The sequence below is a fragment of the Thermosyntropha tengcongensis genome (genome assembly GCF_055381335.1).
The window spans coordinates 654,062-671,003 of the sequence record NZ_AP042437.1; the positions used below are offsets into that span (position 1 = coordinate 654,062).

The following is a 16,942-nucleotide window of genomic DNA, read 5'->3' on the forward strand; positions in this document are numbered from 1 at the left end:
AGGCTATGTCATACGTGCAGGACCTTTTAAAAAGGGTAATTGAAAAAAATCCTAATGAGCCGGAGTTTCATCAGGCAGTAAAAGAAGTTCTGGAGTCTCTGGAACCTTTTATTGAAAAACATCCCGAGTATGTAGAAAGCGGGGTACTGGAAAGAATTGTTGAGCCGGAAAGGGTTATAATGTTCCGGGTTCCCTGGGTTGACGACAACGGCAAGGTACAGGTAAACCGCGGTTACCGCATAGAGTTTAACAGTGCCATTGGCCCTTACAAAGGCGGCCTGCGGTTCCATCCTTCTGTAAACCTGAGCATCCTTAAATTCCTGGGCTTTGAGCAGATTTTCAAGAATTCCCTTACCGGGCTTCCCATAGGCGGAGGCAAAGGGGGCAGCGATTTTGACCCCAAGGGCAAGTCGGACGGAGAAATCATGCGTTTCTGCCAGAGCTTTATGACCGAGCTCTACCGCCATATAGGAGCTGATACTGATGTACCGGCTGGAGATATCGGGGTAGGCGCCAGGGAGATTGGCTACATGTTTGGCCAGTATAAGCGCATAAGAAATGTATATGAAGGTGTTTTGACAGGAAAAGGCCTTACCTGGGGCGGCAGCCTGGTAAGAAAAGAAGCTACCGGCTACGGCCTGGTTTACTTTGTGGAAGAAATGTTAAAGACCAGAGGGGAAACCTTCAAGGATAAGAAGGTAGTAATTTCCGGTTCCGGCAATGTTGCCATATATGCAGCTGAAAAGGCTATGCAGCTTGGCGCTAAAGTAATAGCCATGAGCGATTCCAATGGTTATATTGTTCATGAGGCTGGCATAGACCTTAATACTATAAAACGGATTAAGGAAGTAGAAAGAAAGCGGATTAAGGAATATGTAGCTTATCACAGTGACGCGAAGTATTTTGAAGGCAAAGGTATATGGAGTATTCCTTGCCATATTGCACTTCCCTGTGCCACCCAGAATGAGCTGGATGAAAATGATGCCAAAACCCTGGTGGCCAATGGGGTTATTGCGGTGGGAGAAGGTGCCAACATGCCCTGCACTCCGGAAGCTATTGATGTATGGCTGGAAAACAAGATTCTCTATGGTTTGGGAAAAGCTGCCAACGCAGGCGGAGTTGCGGTTTCTGCCCTGGAAATGACCCAGAACAGCATGAGGCTTAGCTGGACTTTTGAAGAAGTAGATGCCAAACTTAAAGAAATAATGGTTAATATCCATAAGAAAGCCAGTGAAGCAGCTAAAGAATATGGCTATGAAGGTAATCTGGTAGTAGGGGCCAATATTGCCGGCTTTAAGAAAGTAGCCGATGCTATGCTGGAACAGGGGATTGTATAATTTTGGGATAAATTGCAATATTTTAGGGAGCCTTTCAGGCTCCCTTTTTATTTTTATTATTTTTGTAGTATGCTATAATTGCTTTTAGTCATGATGGGAGGATGATAGGGATGAAGAGGAATTTATTTTTTCTTTTGCTTATGCTGGCTTTAGTTTTTGCAGGATGTTCCGGAAAGAAGGAAGAAGTGGTAGCGGTAGTCAACGGAGAGGAAATCACCAAAGAACAGTTTGATGATTACTATAACATGCTTAAAAGCAGCTATGAATCAGAAGCTGGCAAGATTGATGAGGATAAAGACCGGATGATTATAAAAAATATGCAGGATAAGGCTTATGATGATCTGGTTTTGCAGGTTCTGGTAAAACAGCAGGCGGAAAAAGAAGGGATTAAAATAGACGAAAAGGAAGTAGAGGCTGATTTAAAAGCTTTTAAGGAACATATGGGAGAAAAAGGATACCAGGATTTTTTAAAGAGAACAGGTATGACCGAAAAAGAATTATTGCGGCAGCTCAAAATAGAAAAAATGTACATGAAGCTTAAAGAAAAAGTTACTGCTGATGTTAAAGTAAGTGATGAAGATGTCAAAAAATATTATGAAGAAAATAAGGAAATGTTTAATGAACCGGGAGGCATAAGGATTTATCACATACTGGTCGATAGTGAAGACAAAGCCAGGTCAATTATAGCCAGGCTTAATAAAGGAGAGGATTTTTCCGAGCTGGCCAAAAAGTATTCCAAATGTCCAAGCCGGGAAAAAGGCGGAGATTTGGGGGTAGTTAATGAGAATACCAATTTTGTGCCTGAATTTAAAGAGGCAGCTTTAAAGCTTAACCCCGGCGAAATCACCAAAGAACCTGTAAAGACGGAGTTTGGCTATCACATAATAAAGGCAGGGGAGCGGAAAGGGGCTAAAACAGCAGCTTTTGAGGATGTAAAAGAAGAGATAAGATATCAGCTTCTGGAAGAAGCAAGGAACAGGGCTTTTAACAGCTACCTGGCTGAATTAAAAAATAGTTCCAGGATAGTTGATAAGCGTACAGGGCAGTAAAGTATACAATATATCTTTTTTTGAAATATTGTTTTTTAAAAAATATGGTTTAAAATAAAATCAAAAATATAGAAATTGAAGGACAAAGGGGACCTGGTATAGCTCAGAAGCTTATACCATGTCTCCTTTTTTTAATGCAGCTGAACCTGGAGGTTTTCAGGGAAGGGGTGATAGGTGTTGTGCATGATGGGATTATTGTTATTGGAGACAGCAATAAAGTGAGCAGAAATTTTATAAAAGATGTGCTCAAAAATTCTGGTTTTAATGTACAGGAAGAAGCAGGAAATATACCTGAGCTCTTAAGGAAATGCCGCAGAATTTACCCGGATTTGGTAATAGTGGATTCTGATATTGAAGGGGGGAGTTTGCTGGAAGCAGCAGATATTATCGAAGGGGATAATCTGGGATCTTTACTTTTCATATCTAAAAGCAGCGACAGCTATTTTTTGCGCGGTTATCCTCATATAAGCAAGCCTTTTAGTGCTGATACCTTAATATCGGTGGTGGAAGTTTCCCTGTACTATCGGCAAAAACTAGGAGAGGTTCAAAAGCAGGCCAACAAGCTAAAAGAAGATTTAGAAACGCGCAAGCTGGTAGATAAAGCCAAGGGAATAATTATGAAAAAATACGGGATGGATGAAGAAGAAGCCTACCGCTGGCTGCAGAAGGAAAGTATGAAACATGGGATACCAAAACGCGAGGTTGCTCGCATGCTTATCATTGCTCAGCAAAAAAATAAATTATAAGGGGGATATATATTATGAATGAAGTGCAAAAAGAAATGATTATGCAGAAGGTTAAGGAGAATGATGTGAGGTTTATAAGGCTCCAGTTTACAGATATTATGGGGGTTTTAAAGAATGTTGCCATTCCGGTAAGCCAGCTTAAGAAAGCTCTGGATGGCGAGCTCATGTTTGACGGCTCTTCAGTACATGGTTTTGCTGATATTTCTGAATCAGATATGTACCTTTTCCCCGATCCGGATACTTTTGTGCTTTTTCCCTGGCGAGGAGGCAATAACGGGAGGGTAGCACGCCTTATATGTGATGTGGGAAATCCGGATGGAACCCCTTTTGAAGGGTGCCCGCGCTATAATTTAAAGCGGGTTTTAAAGGAAGCTGAAGAAATGGGATATGTTATGCATGTAGGGCCAGAGGCTGAATTTTTCCTCTTTCTTTCCGATGAGGAGGGGAAAGCGACTACCCGCACCCAGGATGAGGCAGGGTATTTTGACCTGGCTCCAGCCGATTTGGGGGAAAATGCCCGCAGGGATATGGACATTACCCTGGAAGAAATGGGTTTTGAAATAGAGGCTTCTCATCATGAGGTAGCTCCTGGCCAGCATGAGATAGATTTTAAATATGGTGATGCGCTTAAAATTGCAGATGCCATAATGACATTTAAGCTTACCGTAAGATCTATTGCCCAGAGGCATGGGCTGCATGCTTCTTTTATGCCGAAGCCTATTTATGGTGTTAATGGATCAGGTATGCATACCCATATTTCGCTTTTTGACATCAGGAAAAATAAAAATGCCTTCTATGATGCTTCGCGCGAAGATGGCTTAAGTGATACGGCACGTTACTTCATTGGCGGCATCTTGAAACATGCCAGGGCTTTGTGTGCGGTAACCAATCCCACCATAAACTCCTATAAAAGGTTAGTGCCCGGCTATGAGGCGCCTGTTTATATAGCCTGGTCCGAGAAAAACCGCAGCTGCTTGATAAGGATACCGGCCAAACGCGGTGCCAGCACCCGCATAGAGGTTAGAAATCCTGATCCCAGCTGCAACCCTTATCTGGCACTGGCTGCCATGCTGAAGGCAGGTTTGGACGGAATAATTAATAAAATCGAACCCCCTGCCCCGGTAGACAGGAATATTTACAGGATGGAGGAAGAAGAACGCAGGAAACTGGGGATTGAAAGTTTGCCGGGAAACCTGCTGGAAGCCTTGCAGGAACTGGAAAAAGATGAAGTGGTACGCAGTGCCCTGGGAGAGCATATTTATGAAAAGCTGGTAGAGGGAAGGATGCAGGAATGGAGAGAGTATAGCATGCAGGTTACTCCCTGGGAGATAAAGCAGTATTTAACCAGATTTTAATTATAGTATCATTTCACCTCTATTTCGCATATATTAAAAAAGGCAATGGGGCCGGAGCATTGTTCTCCGGCCTTTTATATTTTAAAAGGGGTGATAAAAATGTGCGGAATAGCAGGGTGGATTGAATATGGAAAAAATGGTACAGCTAATAAAGAAGTGATAGTGAGGAGAATGAGCAGCCTCCTGAGCCACCGGGGGCCAGATGAAGAAGGTATGTGGACGGGAGAAAATGCTGTTCTGGGGCACAGGCGACTTATCGTACTGGATCCCGCAGGCGGAAAACAGCCTATGGTAAGAAAGGAGGGGAAGAATACTTATGTTATAGTTTACAATGGGGAGCTGTATAATGCTCCTGATCTGCGGGAGGAATTAGAAAAAAGGGGATATATTTTTACTACCAGCAATTCTGACACGGAAGTAGTTTTGCTTTCCTATATAGAATGGCGGGAGGAATGTTTAAGCAGGTTTAATGGAATATATGCCTTTGCGGTGTGGGATGAAGATGAAAATGGCGGTAAATGCTTTATAGCCCGCGACCGGTTGGGGGTTAAGCCGCTTTTTTACTGGCAAGGGGGTAAAAGCCTGGTATTTGCTTCAGAAATTAAGGCTTTGCTTGTACATCCTTATATAAAAGCGGAAGTTGATGAGGAAGGGTTGGCTGAGCTTCTTTCAATAGGCCCTGGCCGTATGACAGGAAGTGCGGTATTTAAAGGTATACGAGAATTACTGCCTGCCAGCTATGCAGTCTTTAGCCAGAATGGCTTGCAAATAAAAAAGTACTGGCAGTTGCCGGCTGATTTACATCAAGATAATCCGGAGGAAACAGCTTATAAGATAAGGAGTATATTAAAAGATGCAGTAAAAAGGCAGTTAAATGCAGATGTCCCGGTATGTACACTGCTTTCCGGCGGATTGGACTCCAGCATTATAACTGCTTTAACAGCTGATAATGCCGAAGGATCGGATAGTTCAGATATCCTGGCTTCTTTTTCCGTGGGATATGAGGGTAATGACAGTTATTTTGTTGCCAACCAGTTTGAGAAAGATTTAGACGATTTCTGGGCTTTAAAGGTAGCTGAATTTTTGAATATAAAAAATTACCGCGTTATGCTTGATAATTCGCAGCTGTGTGAAACCCTGGAAGATGCTATGGCAGCTAATGATCTTCCAGGGATGGCCGATATAGATACTTCTTTATACCTTTTTTGCTGTTATATAAAAAAATATGCTACCGTTGCTTTATCGGGGGAATGTGCTGATGAAGTTTTCGGGGGATATCCCTGGTTTAGCCTAAACCAAAATAATTATAAGAATAATATCACTTTTCCCTGGGTAAGGATGCTTGAAGAGAGAGATGTTTTTGCGTGCACATATAAGGGAAAAGCTGCAGATTAAAAAATATGCGGCATATTGTTATGAACAGGCTCTAAGCGAAGTGCCATGCCTTTATGAGGCTGGCAGTTTGGAACAAAAAATGTGTGAGGTAAGCTACCTCAGCATAAATTACTTTATGCCGGTGTTGCTTAACCGCAAGGATCGCATGAGCATGGCCTGGGGATTGGAAATAAGGGTGCCGTTCAGTGATCACCGGCTGGTAGAATATGTATGGAAAATTCCACCTGATATCAAGTTTTTCGGAGGTCTGCCTAAAGGCATCCTGCGTAAGGCGATGGAGGAATTTTTGCCGTCAGAGGTTATTTATCGTGCTAAAAGCCCGTACCCTAAAACTCATAATCCGCAGTATGAGTTTAAGGTAAGGCAGAGTTTCCGAAAGATTCTGGGCAATAGAGAGGAGCCTTTATTTATGCTGTTTGACATAAAAAGGTTAACCGATTATATAGATAAAAATGGTCGAATTTTTCCTGTTCCCTGGTTTGGCCAGCTCATGGGCGATGTTCAGTATCTAGCTTATCTCATACAGCTTAACCAGTGGATAAAAAGATACAATATAAATCTGCTTTTATAATATAGAATACAGGTTTGATATCACGAGGGCAATGAAGCTCTTACTCCTGTAAGGGGTAAGGGCTTCTAGTTTTATGAAAGGGGGAATTTTTGATGAAGAAGATTGAGGCTATAATAAGGCCTACCAAGCTGGAAGAACTTAAAGCAGCTTTAAATGAAATGGAGGTGAGGGGGATGACGGTTTATCATGTCATGGGAAGGGGATTGCAGCGTGATATAAAACAGTATTACAGAGGGCAGGAGGTAACAGTAGACCTTTTCCCTAAAGTAAAAGTAGAGGTTATATGCCGGGATCACTGGAAAGATAGGATTATTGAAAAGATAATTGAGGTATGCCGCACGGGTCAGATTGGTGACGGCAAGATTTTCGTATATCCGGTGGAAGAAATTGTAAGGATAAGTACAGGCGAAAGAGGAGACAGTGCTCTATAAGTTAATTTAGCTTAAAAAACTATATTACTGCTGCTATTGGACAAAGGTGTTCGGTTGTTGGAACACCTTTTTTATTTCAGGATGGAGGGATGAAGATGGGGATGCTTATGAAGTTTACTAGGTACTGGTTTTTGGCAGCTGGTTTGGCAAGCTGTTTGCTGGTTTGTGAGCCGGCGGTGGCTGCTGATGGTTCAGGGATTATAAACGCAGGGGATACTGCTTTCCTGATTATATGTACCGGACTGGTTATGATAATGACCCCGGGATTAGCCTTTTTCTATGGTGGAATGGTAAGGAGCAAGAATGTGCTCAGTATTTTGATGCAGTCACTGTTTGTTATGGGACTAATTTCTGTACAGTGGATTATTTTCGGCTATACTTTATCTTTTGGACCTGATATGGGAGGAATAATTGGCAGCCTGAGGTGGTCTGGCCTTTCAGGGATAGGCCTTAAACCAAGTGATGTTTATGCTTCGACTGTACCGCATATGGTTTTTGCTCTTTTTCAGCTTATGTTTGCTATTATAACTGCTGCTTTAATAACCGGCAGTTTTGCCGAACGCATGAAATTTTCAGCTTTTGTTCTTTTTGTTATCCTGTGGACCACGCTGGTGTATGATCCTCTTGCCCACTGGGTATGGGGAGGAGGTTTTTTGGGCAAACTGGGCTCCCTCGATTTTGCCGGAGGCCTGGTAGTACACATAAGTTCCGGGGTATCTGGCCTGGTAGCTGCCGTAATGCTTGGGCGCAGGCGTCAAAATGCCCTGGATCCTGTAGTGCCTCATAATATGCCTATGACGGTCCTGGGGGCAGCCCTCCTGTGGCTGGGGTGGTTTGGGTTTAATGCGGGAAGCGCCCTGGCTGCTAATGAGATTGCGGGGCTTGCTCTGGTTACTACCCATACCTGTGCCGCAGCGGCCCTGCTTTCCTGGGTAGTTACTGAATGGCTGGACCATGGAAAACCTACCGTACTGGGAGCTGTAAGTGGTGTGATAGCCGGGCTGGTGGCTATAACTCCAGCTGCCGGTTTTGTAAGCCCTATGGCGGCAGTGGCTATAGGATTGCTGGTAAGCCCTCTGTGCTATATGGCTGTAAGCCGCTTGAAGGTCAGGCTGGGTTATGATGATTCCCTGGATGTTTTTGGCATACATGGTATAGGAGGTATTTTTGGAGCTTTAGCCACGGGAATTTTTGCCTCCAGTGCCCTGAATCCGGCAGGGGCGGATGGCTTGCTAAAGGGCGGTTTGCAGCTTATGCAGGCCCAAATAATAGGGGTTCTGGTGAGTGTTTTGTATGCTGGCTTCATGACTTATTTGATATTAAAAGGTATAAGTGTTTTTGTTCCTCTCAGGGTATCCAGGGAAGATGAGGAACTGGGGCTTGATATAGCAATGCACGGGGAGCAGGCTTATGTTTACAAGGATTATAGCGGAAACCTGACGGCTTAACAATGTATACATTATATTTCCTGTTTACATGTTGTTTTAGATCTTTAATAGATTTAAAATTACGGTAAGGATATAACTGCAAAATATCTTTACCGTAATTTTTTTAATTGAATCCAGGTATTTTGGGACAAAGGGGTCCCCAAACACCTTGCTAAAAGGTGTTTGGGGGCTTTTTGTTTATGAAGGGAAAAAAGGGGGTAATTAAGATGCGGGAGGGAGTTTTGAGGATTCCAGCTGGTTGCGCTATCTGCGGGATTATGGATCAGAAAAAGAATCTTTTTAGCGGCAGTGAAATCATAGATGCTATAACGGTTATGCATGAAAGGTCTAACGGTCTGGGAGGAGGTTTTGCGGTTTACGGCATTTATCCCGGCTATGAAGATTGCTATGCTCTGCACATCTTTTTTGAAGATAAGGAAGCAAGGAAGCAGACAGAAGATTATTTGAACCGCGATTTTAAAGTAAGCATGACGGAAGCTATGCCAGTTAGAAAAAACCGGTTTATTAAGGATCCGCCCCATATATGGCGGTATTTTGTACGGGTTAAAGAACAGAAGCTTATGGAATATGGAAAAAACGAGGATGAATTTGTGGTGCAGTGGATAATGAGTATAAACCGCATGGTAAAGGGAGCGTATGTTTTCTCCAGCGGCAAAAATATGGGCACTTTTAAGGGGGTAGCCTATCCGGAGGATATAGGTGATTTTTACCGCCTGGATGAGTACAAAGGTTATTTATGGACAGCTCATGGGCGATTCCCTACCAATACCCCGGGCTGGTGGGGAGGAGCCCACCCTTTTACCCTGCTGGACTGGTCAGTAGTTCACAATGGTGAAATTTCTTCTTATGATGCCAATCGGCGTTTTATTCAGATGTATGGTTATGAATGCACGCTGATGACTGACACGGAAGTTATCACCTATATTTTCGATTTTTTGGTGAGAAAAAAAGGTTTGTCTCTTAAGGATGCGGTAAGCGTAGTGGCTCCTCCTCTCTGGTCATTTATAGACGAAAAGGAAGAAAGCGCGAATATTAAAAAGATGCGCATTATTTACGGCAGTCTGCTTTTAAACGGGCCGTTTTCCATTATTCTGGCTGCCAGTAATGGCATGATGGCTCTTAATGATCGGATAAAACTGCGTTCTCTGGTAGCAGCCAGGAAAGGCAGCCGCTTTTATGTGGCCAGTGAAGAAGCGGCTATAAGGGCAGTAGAGAAAAATCTTGATGTGGTATGGGCTCCCCGGGGTGGAGAACCGGTGTTTGCTTTGCTGGAAGGAGCCGAAGATATTTTTAATCCTCAAAAAGAAGATTTTGCCTCTGTTTGTACTTTTGCCAGTTAAGGGAGTGGTATTTATGGGTATAAGTTGGCAGGTTCCGGAATTTGTAGTGGAAAGAGATTATGCAAGATGTATAAACTGCGGGGTTTGTGTAAGCCAGTGTGCCAATGAGGTACATTATTTTGATGAGGACTGGCAGAAGGTAATGCACCGGGATATAAGATGTGTTAACTGTCACCGCTGTATAGTCTTTTGTCCTACCGGTGCTATACAGATAAAGAAGAATAGTACCTCTTTTACTTTCAATGCCAACTGGGATGAGCTGGCCATAAAGAATATTTACCGGCAGGCTGAGACCGGAGGGGTTTTGCTGACAGGTATGGGAAATAGCCGGCCTTATCCTGTTTACTGGGATAAGATGCTTTTGAATGCTTCCCAGGTTACCAATCCTTCCATTGACCCTCTGCGAGAGCCTATAGAGACAAAGACATTTTTAGGAAGAAAGCCTGTGGACTGGAGAGAAAACCTGCCCCCGCAGCTGGAGCTGGAAATGCCGGTCATGTTTTCAGCCATGTCTTTTGGATCTATAAGCTTGACAGCTCATAAATCACTGGCCTGGGCGGCACATGAACTGGGGATATTCTGGAATACAGGAGAAGGGGGGCTGCACCAGGAACTCGAGAGATTTGCCGACCGGACTATTGTCCAGGTAGCTTCCGGACGTTTTGGAGTAGGGCCTGAGCTTCTCAAAAAGGCGGCAGCGGTGGAAATAAAAATAGGGCAGGGGGCTAAACCAGGTATTGGAGGTCATTTGCCGGGGGAAAAGGTGTTAAAAGAGGTGGCGGCTACCCGCATGATACCTCTGGGAAGTGATGCTATATCACCTGCTCCCCACCATGATATTTATTCTATTGAAGATTTAAAACAGCTTGTTTTTGCAATTAAAGAGGCTACCGATTATGAAAAGCCGGTTGCTGTCAAAGTAGCCGCTGTGCATAATATAGCAGCTATTGCTTCCGGAATAGCCAGAGCAGGTGCCGATATAATTGTCATTGACGGTTTTAGAGGAGGAACCGGAGCTGCTCCGCTGGTTATAAGGGATAATGTGGGTATTCCGATTGAATTTGCCCTGGCAGCCGTAGACCAGAGGCTGAGGGAAGAGGGAATAAGAAATGAGGTTTCCATAGTGGCAGCGGGAAGTATCAGAAACAGTGCTGATGTGGTAAAGGCGATCGCTTTAGGTGCAGATGCGGTATATATTGGGACTGCTGCTTTAATAGCTTTAGGCTGCCATATGTGTCAGAAATGCTATACAGGCAAATGCAACTGGGGGATAGCTACCCAGGAACCTAAACTGGTAAAAAGGCTGAATCCCCATATAGGGAGCCAAAAGCTTATCAACTTGTTAAATGCCTGGAAACATGAGATAAAAGAAATGCTGGGCGGGATGGGGATGAATTCTCTGGAGAGCCTGCGCGGAAACCGGTTAATGTTGAGAGGCATCGGGCTTACCCAGGATGAGTTGAGGATTCTGGGCATTAAGGCTGCTGGTGATTAGGAGGGAGATAAATGAAGAAGATATATATAAGAAAAGATTATTGCCTGGGATGCGGTTTGTGTGAGATTTACTGTGCCACTTTCCATTCCAGGTATCCAGACAGCATTGTCAAGGCTTACAAACTTTCTGCAAGCAAACCGGTATCCAGGCTGGTTGTGGAGAAAATGGGTGATGATGCCTGTTCTGTTATGTGCCGGCACTGCCGGGAGCCGATGTGCCTTTATTCCTGTATAGCAGGAGCTGTATACCGTACTGGAGAAGGAGCGGTAGTTGTTGATGAGGACAGATGTGTCGGATGTGGGACCTGTGTTCTGGCTTGTCCCTACGGACTTATAAAAAAAGAAAAGGTAAAAGAAGGCGGAAAGTTTTTAGCTTTGAAATGCGATCTTTGCGGGGGGAAGAGCGAATTACCCCAGTGTGTGGCAAATTGCCCCAATGAAGCCCTGGTCTGGAGGGAGGAGGAAGAGGCATGTGCTATGTAATAATAGGAAATTCAACTGCCGCTATAGGGGCAGTTGAGGCTATACGCGAAAAAGACAGGGACAAAAGGCTCATAATGATTGCCAGGGAGAATTATAATGCCTATGCCCGTCCCTTGATTTCTTATTATTTAAGCCGAAGCATTGAAGAAAAAAATATTTATTACCGGCCTTATGATTTTTACGGCTGCCACAATATTGAAACCTTCTGGGGGCAGGAGGAGATATTGATAGATCCGGAAAAAAAAGAGGTACGGCTCAAACCGCAGGATATAACAATAAGCTATGAAAAACTTTTGCTGGCTACCGGAGGAAAACCCCATAAGCCTCCGTTTTTAAGGGATGGTTTTGCAAATGTATTCTTTTTTCACACTTTTGATGATGTAAAAAAGATTGACAGTTTTATAAATGAAAATAAATGTAAAGAAGCAGTAGTAATAGGGGGAGGGCTGATTGGCCTAAAAGCAGCTGAGAGTCTTGTTTTAAGGGGACTAGAGGTAAAGATTGTTGAAGCTGAGGAGCAAATATTAAGTTCTATTCTGGATTATGAAGCGGCGAAACTGGTTGAAAGATATCTGCAAAAACGGGGTATAGACTTTTGGCTTTCCTCCAGGGTTAAAAGCCTGGCAGGAGATGAAAAAGCTTATAAGGCTGTTCTGGAGGAAGGTGAAGTCAACGGGGATATTTTTGTTGTAGCGACAGGGATAATTCCCAATCATGAGTCAATAAAGCTGAAAGGTTTAAAGATAGGCCAGGGTATTGAGGTAAATGAATACATGGAAACTTCGCTTCCTGACATTTATGCTGCGGGTGATGTGGCAGAAGCTTATGAATTAATTTCAGGACAAAAAAGGCTGGTTCCGATTTTGCCTAATGCTTATTTACAGGGTAGAACTGCAGGTTTTAACATGGCAGGGGAAAAGAAAGCTTTTGAAGGCAGCCTTGCTTTCAACTCTCTTCCTGTTTTGGGACTTAATATAGTGACAGCAGGTTTGAGTTATGAAACAGGAGATGGGTATACAGTTATTAAGCAGGTGGGGGATAGTTTTAACTATAAAAAGCTGGTGTTCAGGGATGATGTTTTAGTTGGCTTTACCTTGATAGGAGATATAAGCCGTTGCGGCATATACCGGCATCTAATTAAAGAAAAGGCAGTGTTTTATGCTGATAAAAGTATTCTTTTAAGGCCTGATTTTGGCCTTTTAATGCTGGAGAAGATAGGGGTAGGTATCAAGGGGGAAAAATTTTATGACGGCAGTAATTAGTGCGGACAGCAAAGGTTTCAATGTGCTTAATCAGGAATTAAAAAAAGCCTTAAAAGACAGAAAAGAGATCTGGCTAAAAGAGGTTAATGGACAGCGGTATATTGGGGCAGGATTGGACCAAATATGTTATATAGGCATTGAAGGGACACCTGGAAATGACCTGGGGATTTTTATGGATGGCCCTTTTATAGAGGTATATGGGAATGTGCAGGATGGGGCAGCCAATACTATGAATGGCGGCACGATAGTTGTTCACGGGAGTGCTGGAGATGTTTTGGGCTACGGTATGCGCGGAGGGGAAGTATATATAAGGGATAATGCTGGTTATAGAACTGGCGTCCACATGAAAGAATATGGCTCTAAAAGGCCTGTAATTGTAATCGGGGGCACGGCAGGGGATTTTTTGGGTGAGTATATGGCGGGAGGAATCATACTGGTTCTTAACCTTGAAAATAGGGAGGTGCCAGCCGGCAATTTTTGCGGCAGCGGGATGCACGGTGGGGTCATTTATATAAGAGGAAAAGGGGATATAGCCTGTGGCGGCTGTGTTGTTCCGCTTGAGAGCGGTGATATAGAAATTATAAATTTTTATGTAAATAATTACAGCAAATTTTTTAAGTACCAGGTTGATATAAAAGAGGATGAATTTGTAAAAATAGTGAGCAGCGGGCAGAGGCCTTATAAAAAGCTTTATGCTGGCTGTTAATATTGGGAAGGAGGAGAACTATGCGTAAAGGCTGGCTGGTGCTGGAAAACGGCATGGTTTTTGACGGATATCTTTTAGGTGGGGAAAAGAAGGCGGAGGGGGAAGTAGTTTTTAATACCAGCATGAACGGCTATCAGGAAATTATAACTGACCCTTCCTATGCCGGGCAGATACTGGTATTTACTTATCCGCAAATCGGCAACTATGGTTTCAGTGAATACGCGTTTGAGCATGCAAAACCGGTTTTAAGTGGTGTGGTCTTAGATGAACTGGCAGATATGACCGGGCACTACCAGAGCAGATGGCTGGGGGAGGAGTTCTTTCAGGACTATGGCGTACCCTGCCTTTGTGGTGTGGATACGCGCAAGCTTACCAAGATTTTGCGAGTAGAAGGCAGCATGGGGGGAGTAATAAGTGAGGATTTGGATGATATGAGGGACCTTTTGCGAAAAGCTCGCGCAAGCAAAAAAATTTTGGACAGCAACCTTCCTTATGCTTTAAGTGTAAAAACACCTGAGGAACTAAGAAAAGGAGACAAAAATGTAATAATATGGGATTTGGGTGTTAAAAAGAGTATTATAAAAAGCATTATGGACTATAACTGTAACTTAATACTGATGCCAGCTGACTCTAAAGCGGAAGAAATCCTTGCTTTTAGGCCGGATGCGCTTATTATTTCCAATGGGCCAGGAAATCCTAAAGCTTGCGGGTATGTTTGCGAGGAAATAAAAAAACTTCCTTCTTATATACCTATCCTGGGGATATGTTTGGGGCATCAGCTTATGGCTTTAGCTCTGGGAGCTAATACCCACAAAATGCGTTTTGGACATCGAGGGGCCAATCATACGGTAAAAGATCTGGAAAATGGGAGATGTTTTGTTACCTCACAAAATCACGGCTATGCTGTTACGCGTTCTTCAATTGTGCGGACAGGGTGGAAACTGTGGTTTGAAAATGTTAATGATGCTTCGGTAGAAGGCTTGAAACATCGGGATTATCCATACTTTACGGTACAGTTCCATCCGGAGGGAGCACCAGGCCCTAAAGATACTATGTATGTTCTGGAAAATTTTATGCTGACGGCAGGAGTGGAAAGAGAAACCTTTAAACAGGAAAAAATCCATTCGTAAGGGGTTCATATAGAATTTAAGGTGGTGAAAATCGTGGATTTTGTCAAAATGCATGGGCTGGGCAATGATTTTATAATAGTTAGGGCCTCCTCTTTTGACGATGCCGGAAGGTTGAAGCCATATGCCGAAAGTTTGTGCCATCGCAATTTTGGCATTGGGGCTGATGGATTAGTTGCGGTAGGAAAAGATGAAAATGCGGATATATTTATGCGCATATTCAATGCAGACGGTTCGGAGGCTGAAATGTGCGGCAATGCCATAAGATGTGTGGCTAAATTGGCTTATGAGGAAAAGATAGTGGGGAAAAAAAGGATTTCTGTCCGCACTCTGGCTGGTTTGCGCTGTGCGGAGATTATCCCGGGACCTGATGACAGGGTGGTGGCAGTCAGGGTAGATATGGGGGAGCCAGTATTGAAAAGGGAGCATATTCCTGTACAGGGAGAAGGGGATGTGATTGTGATTAAAGCCAGGGTTTCAACAGGAGAACTGGAATTTACTGCCGTTTCTATGGGGAATCCGCACTGCGTAGTTTTTGTGGAAGATGTGCTTAATTTTCCAGTAACTGCTCTGGGGCCAGAACTAGAAAACCATACGCTTTTTCCTGCCCGAACTAATGTTGAGTTTGTACAGGTTTTAAACGAAAAAGAAATGCTTATGCGGGTTTGGGAAAGAGGGGCAGGTGTTACTCTGGCCTGTGGCACAGGCGCGTGTGCCAGCCTGGTTGCCGCTGTTTTGAATGGAAAGACAGGGAGGCAGGCTACCGTGCATTTATTGGGAGGGGATTTGTTTATCGAGTGGGATGAAAAAGACAACCATGTATATATGACGGGGCCTGCCAGCTTTGTTTTTGAGGGAAAGTTATGTTTAGAAAACCTTGGGAAAAACTAAATGCAAGGAGGCGTTATTATGCAGGAAAGCAGGACGATGAAAAGTCTGCCCCCTTATCTTTTTGCCCGTATTGAACAAAAGATTAGTGAGGCCAAAGAGAAAGGCATTGATGTGATTAATTTGGGCATTGGAGATCCGGATCTGCCTACTCCCAGATATATTGTTGACCGGATGGCACAGGCTATATATGATAGTAAGAATCATCAGTATCCCAGCTCAGCTGGTATGCTGGAATATAGAAAAGCAGTTGCCGGGTGGTATGAGAAGCGCTACGGGGTAGTTTTGGATCCCAAAACAGAAGTTATTTCTCTTATAGGCTCCAAAGAGGGAATTGCCCACATTTCCTTTGCCTATTTAGATAAAGATGATATAAATTTGGTGCCAGATCCCGGTTATCCTGTATATGGGATAAGCACCATTCTGGCAGGGGGAAAACCTTATACAATGCCTTTGCGAGAAGAAAACGGGTTTTTGCCGGTACTGGAAGATATACCATCAGATGTCGCCAAAAAAGCTAAACTTATGTTTATTAATTATCCCAACAATCCTACTGGTGCTGTGGCTTCCAGGGATTTTTTCGAGAAAATAGTGGAGTTTGCCAGGTCTTTTGATATACTTGTATGCCATGATGCCGCATATTCAGAAATTGTTTTTGACGGAATAAAGCCTTTAAGTTTTCTGGAAGTTAAAGGGGCTAAAGATATAGGAATAGAATTTAATTCGCTTTCCAAGCCTTTCAATATGACGGGATGGCGGATTGGTTTTGCTGTGGGCAACCGGGACGCTCTTGAAGTATTGGGGAGATTTAAGTCAAATGTGGATTCAGGCGTTTTTCAAGCTGTGCAGTATGCAGCAATAGAAGCTTTAGAGGGGCCGGAAGATCATTTGCATGAAATTAAAAAAGTATACCAGAAAAGGCGCGATCTGGTAGCAGAGGGATTGCGGAATATGGGATTTAAAGTGAGCCCCCCTAAAGGAAGTTTTTATTTTTGGGTAAAGGTGCCAGAAGGATATACCTCAGCTTCTTTTGCCGAGATGGTGCTTGAAAAGACAGCAGTGGTTTTAACTCCCGGCAGTGGATATGGCGAACATGGGGAAGGGTATTTCAGGATTGCGCTTACAGTTAGCGATGACAGGCTTGCAGAAGCTTTGGGACGGATGGAAAAAGCCCTGGGAAAGGTTGAGTTTTAGGATAGCTGGGAAATTTAAGCATATTAGCAAACGGGTTATTTAAAATATAGTTGACGGAATACGCTTATAATTGTAAACTTAAAATAATAATTAAATAAAAGGGGAGTAGCTTTTAC

16 protein-coding genes are annotated in these 16,942 nt (G+C 43.5%); all 16 read left to right on the plus strand.

All coding sequences use genetic code 11. The annotated features are described in order from the left end of the window. The first annotated feature begins 5 nt into the window (after positions 1–5). A complete protein-coding gene (gene gdhA, locus ACZ42E_RS03180) occupies positions 6–1,337 on the plus strand; it encodes an NADP-specific glutamate dehydrogenase (protein WP_464893010.1) in 1,332 nt (443 codons plus the stop codon). Between the two features lie 110 nt (positions 1,338–1,447). Further along, positions 1,448–2,386 (plus strand): peptidyl-prolyl cis-trans isomerase, encoded by a 939-nt coding sequence (locus ACZ42E_RS03185; RefSeq protein ID WP_464893011.1) that lies wholly within the window; start codon positions 1,448–1,450, stop codon positions 2,384–2,386. 134 nt (positions 2,387–2,520) lie between these two features. Continuing rightward, positions 2,521–3,132, plus strand: a complete 612-nt coding sequence (locus ACZ42E_RS03190) for an ANTAR domain-containing response regulator (protein WP_464893012.1) — start codon at positions 2,521–2,523, stop codon at positions 3,130–3,132. A gap of 14 nt (positions 3,133–3,146) precedes the next feature. Further along, positions 3,147–4,487 (plus strand): type I glutamate--ammonia ligase, encoded by a 1,341-nt coding sequence (gene glnA / locus ACZ42E_RS03195; protein WP_464893013.1) that lies wholly within the window; start codon positions 3,147–3,149, stop codon positions 4,485–4,487. A gap of 99 nt (positions 4,488–4,586) precedes the next feature. Then, positions 4,587–5,882 carry an asparagine synthase (glutamine-hydrolyzing) gene (gene asnB, locus ACZ42E_RS03200; protein WP_464893014.1) on the plus strand — a complete coding sequence of 432 codons (1,296 nt, stop codon included), beginning with the start codon at positions 4,587–4,589 and terminating at the stop codon, positions 5,880–5,882. After that, positions 5,848–6,453 (plus strand): asparagine synthase-related protein, encoded by a 606-nt coding sequence (locus ACZ42E_RS03205; protein ID WP_464893015.1) that lies wholly within the window; start codon positions 5,848–5,850, stop codon positions 6,451–6,453. The genes asnB and ACZ42E_RS03205 overlap by 35 nt, the downstream gene beginning before the upstream one ends. Positions 6,454–6,545: 92 nt before the next feature. Next, positions 6,546–6,884 (plus strand): P-II family nitrogen regulator, encoded by a 339-nt coding sequence (locus tag ACZ42E_RS03210; RefSeq protein ID WP_464893016.1) that lies wholly within the window; start codon positions 6,546–6,548, stop codon positions 6,882–6,884. Positions 6,885–6,985: 101 nt separating this feature from the next. Beyond that, the gene (locus tag ACZ42E_RS03215; protein ID WP_464893468.1) at positions 6,986–8,332 is read left to right on the plus strand and encodes an ammonium transporter; all 1,347 of its coding nucleotides are present in this window, start codon (positions 6,986–6,988) and stop codon (positions 8,330–8,332) included. 179 nt (positions 8,333–8,511) lie between these two features. Beyond that, a complete protein-coding gene (locus ACZ42E_RS03220; RefSeq protein ID WP_464893017.1) occupies positions 8,512–9,672 on the plus strand; it encodes a class II glutamine amidotransferase in 1,161 nt (386 codons plus the stop codon). A gap of 13 nt (positions 9,673–9,685) precedes the next feature. Further along, positions 9,686–11,167, plus strand: a complete 1,482-nt coding sequence (locus ACZ42E_RS03225) for a glutamate synthase-related protein (protein WP_464893018.1) — start codon at positions 9,686–9,688, stop codon at positions 11,165–11,167. 11 nt (positions 11,168–11,178) lie between these two features. Then, the gene (locus ACZ42E_RS03230; RefSeq protein ID WP_464893019.1) at positions 11,179–11,649 is read left to right on the plus strand and encodes a 4Fe-4S dicluster domain-containing protein; all 471 of its coding nucleotides are present in this window, start codon (positions 11,179–11,181) and stop codon (positions 11,647–11,649) included. Next, positions 11,637–12,911 carry an NAD(P)/FAD-dependent oxidoreductase gene (locus tag ACZ42E_RS03235; protein WP_464893020.1) on the plus strand — a complete coding sequence of 425 codons (1,275 nt, stop codon included), beginning with the start codon at positions 11,637–11,639 and terminating at the stop codon, positions 12,909–12,911. The genes ACZ42E_RS03230 and ACZ42E_RS03235 overlap by 13 nt, the downstream gene beginning before the upstream one ends. Beyond that, positions 12,895–13,617: a GltB/FmdC/FwdC-like GXGXG domain-containing protein gene (locus ACZ42E_RS03240; protein WP_464893021.1), complete on the plus strand. Its 723-nt coding sequence runs from the start codon at positions 12,895–12,897 to the stop codon at positions 13,615–13,617. The genes ACZ42E_RS03235 and ACZ42E_RS03240 overlap by 17 nt, the downstream gene beginning before the upstream one ends. Positions 13,618–13,637: 20 nt before the next feature. Further along, the gene (gene carA, locus ACZ42E_RS03245; RefSeq protein WP_464893022.1) at positions 13,638–14,747 is read left to right on the plus strand and encodes a glutamine-hydrolyzing carbamoyl-phosphate synthase small subunit; all 1,110 of its coding nucleotides are present in this window, start codon (positions 13,638–13,640) and stop codon (positions 14,745–14,747) included. A 33-nt stretch (positions 14,748–14,780) separates the two neighbouring features. Further along, the gene (dapF, locus tag ACZ42E_RS03250; RefSeq protein WP_464893023.1) at positions 14,781–15,635 is read left to right on the plus strand and encodes a diaminopimelate epimerase; all 855 of its coding nucleotides are present in this window, start codon (positions 14,781–14,783) and stop codon (positions 15,633–15,635) included. 18 nt (positions 15,636–15,653) lie between these two features. Further along, positions 15,654–16,826, plus strand: coding sequence for an LL-diaminopimelate aminotransferase (locus ACZ42E_RS03255; protein ID WP_464893024.1), 1,173 nt, complete (start codon positions 15,654–15,656; stop codon positions 16,824–16,826). The last annotated feature ends 116 nt before the right edge of the window (positions 16,827–16,942 follow it).

Coding starts and splice junctions, on each gene's coding strand:
- gdhA (WP_464893010.1), top strand. CDS start 6: ATGTCATACGTGCAGGACCTTTTAAAAAGGGTAATTGAAAAAAATCCT.
- ACZ42E_RS03185 (WP_464893011.1), top strand. CDS start 1,448: ATGAAGAGGAATTTATTTTTTCTTTTGCTTATGCTGGCTTTAGTTTTT.
- ACZ42E_RS03190 (WP_464893012.1), top strand. CDS start 2,521: ATGCAGCTGAACCTGGAGGTTTTCAGGGAAGGGGTGATAGGTGTTGTG.
- glnA (WP_464893013.1), top strand. CDS start 3,147: ATGAATGAAGTGCAAAAAGAAATGATTATGCAGAAGGTTAAGGAGAAT.
- asnB (WP_464893014.1), top strand. CDS start 4,587: ATGTGCGGAATAGCAGGGTGGATTGAATATGGAAAAAATGGTACAGCT.
- ACZ42E_RS03210 (WP_464893016.1), top strand. CDS start 6,546: ATGAAGAAGATTGAGGCTATAATAAGGCCTACCAAGCTGGAAGAACTT.
- ACZ42E_RS03215 (WP_464893468.1), top strand. CDS start 6,986: ATGCTTATGAAGTTTACTAGGTACTGGTTTTTGGCAGCTGGTTTGGCA.
- ACZ42E_RS03220 (WP_464893017.1), top strand. CDS start 8,512: ATGAAGGGAAAAAAGGGGGTAATTAAGATGCGGGAGGGAGTTTTGAGG.
- ACZ42E_RS03225 (WP_464893018.1), top strand. CDS start 9,686: ATGGGTATAAGTTGGCAGGTTCCGGAATTTGTAGTGGAAAGAGATTAT.
- ACZ42E_RS03230 (WP_464893019.1), top strand. CDS start 11,179: ATGAAGAAGATATATATAAGAAAAGATTATTGCCTGGGATGCGGTTTG.
- ACZ42E_RS03235 (WP_464893020.1), top strand. CDS start 11,637: ATGTGCTATGTAATAATAGGAAATTCAACTGCCGCTATAGGGGCAGTT.
- ACZ42E_RS03240 (WP_464893021.1), top strand. CDS start 12,895: ATGACGGCAGTAATTAGTGCGGACAGCAAAGGTTTCAATGTGCTTAAT.
- carA (WP_464893022.1), top strand. CDS start 13,638: ATGCGTAAAGGCTGGCTGGTGCTGGAAAACGGCATGGTTTTTGACGGA.
- ACZ42E_RS03255 (WP_464893024.1), top strand. CDS start 15,654: ATGCAGGAAAGCAGGACGATGAAAAGTCTGCCCCCTTATCTTTTTGCC.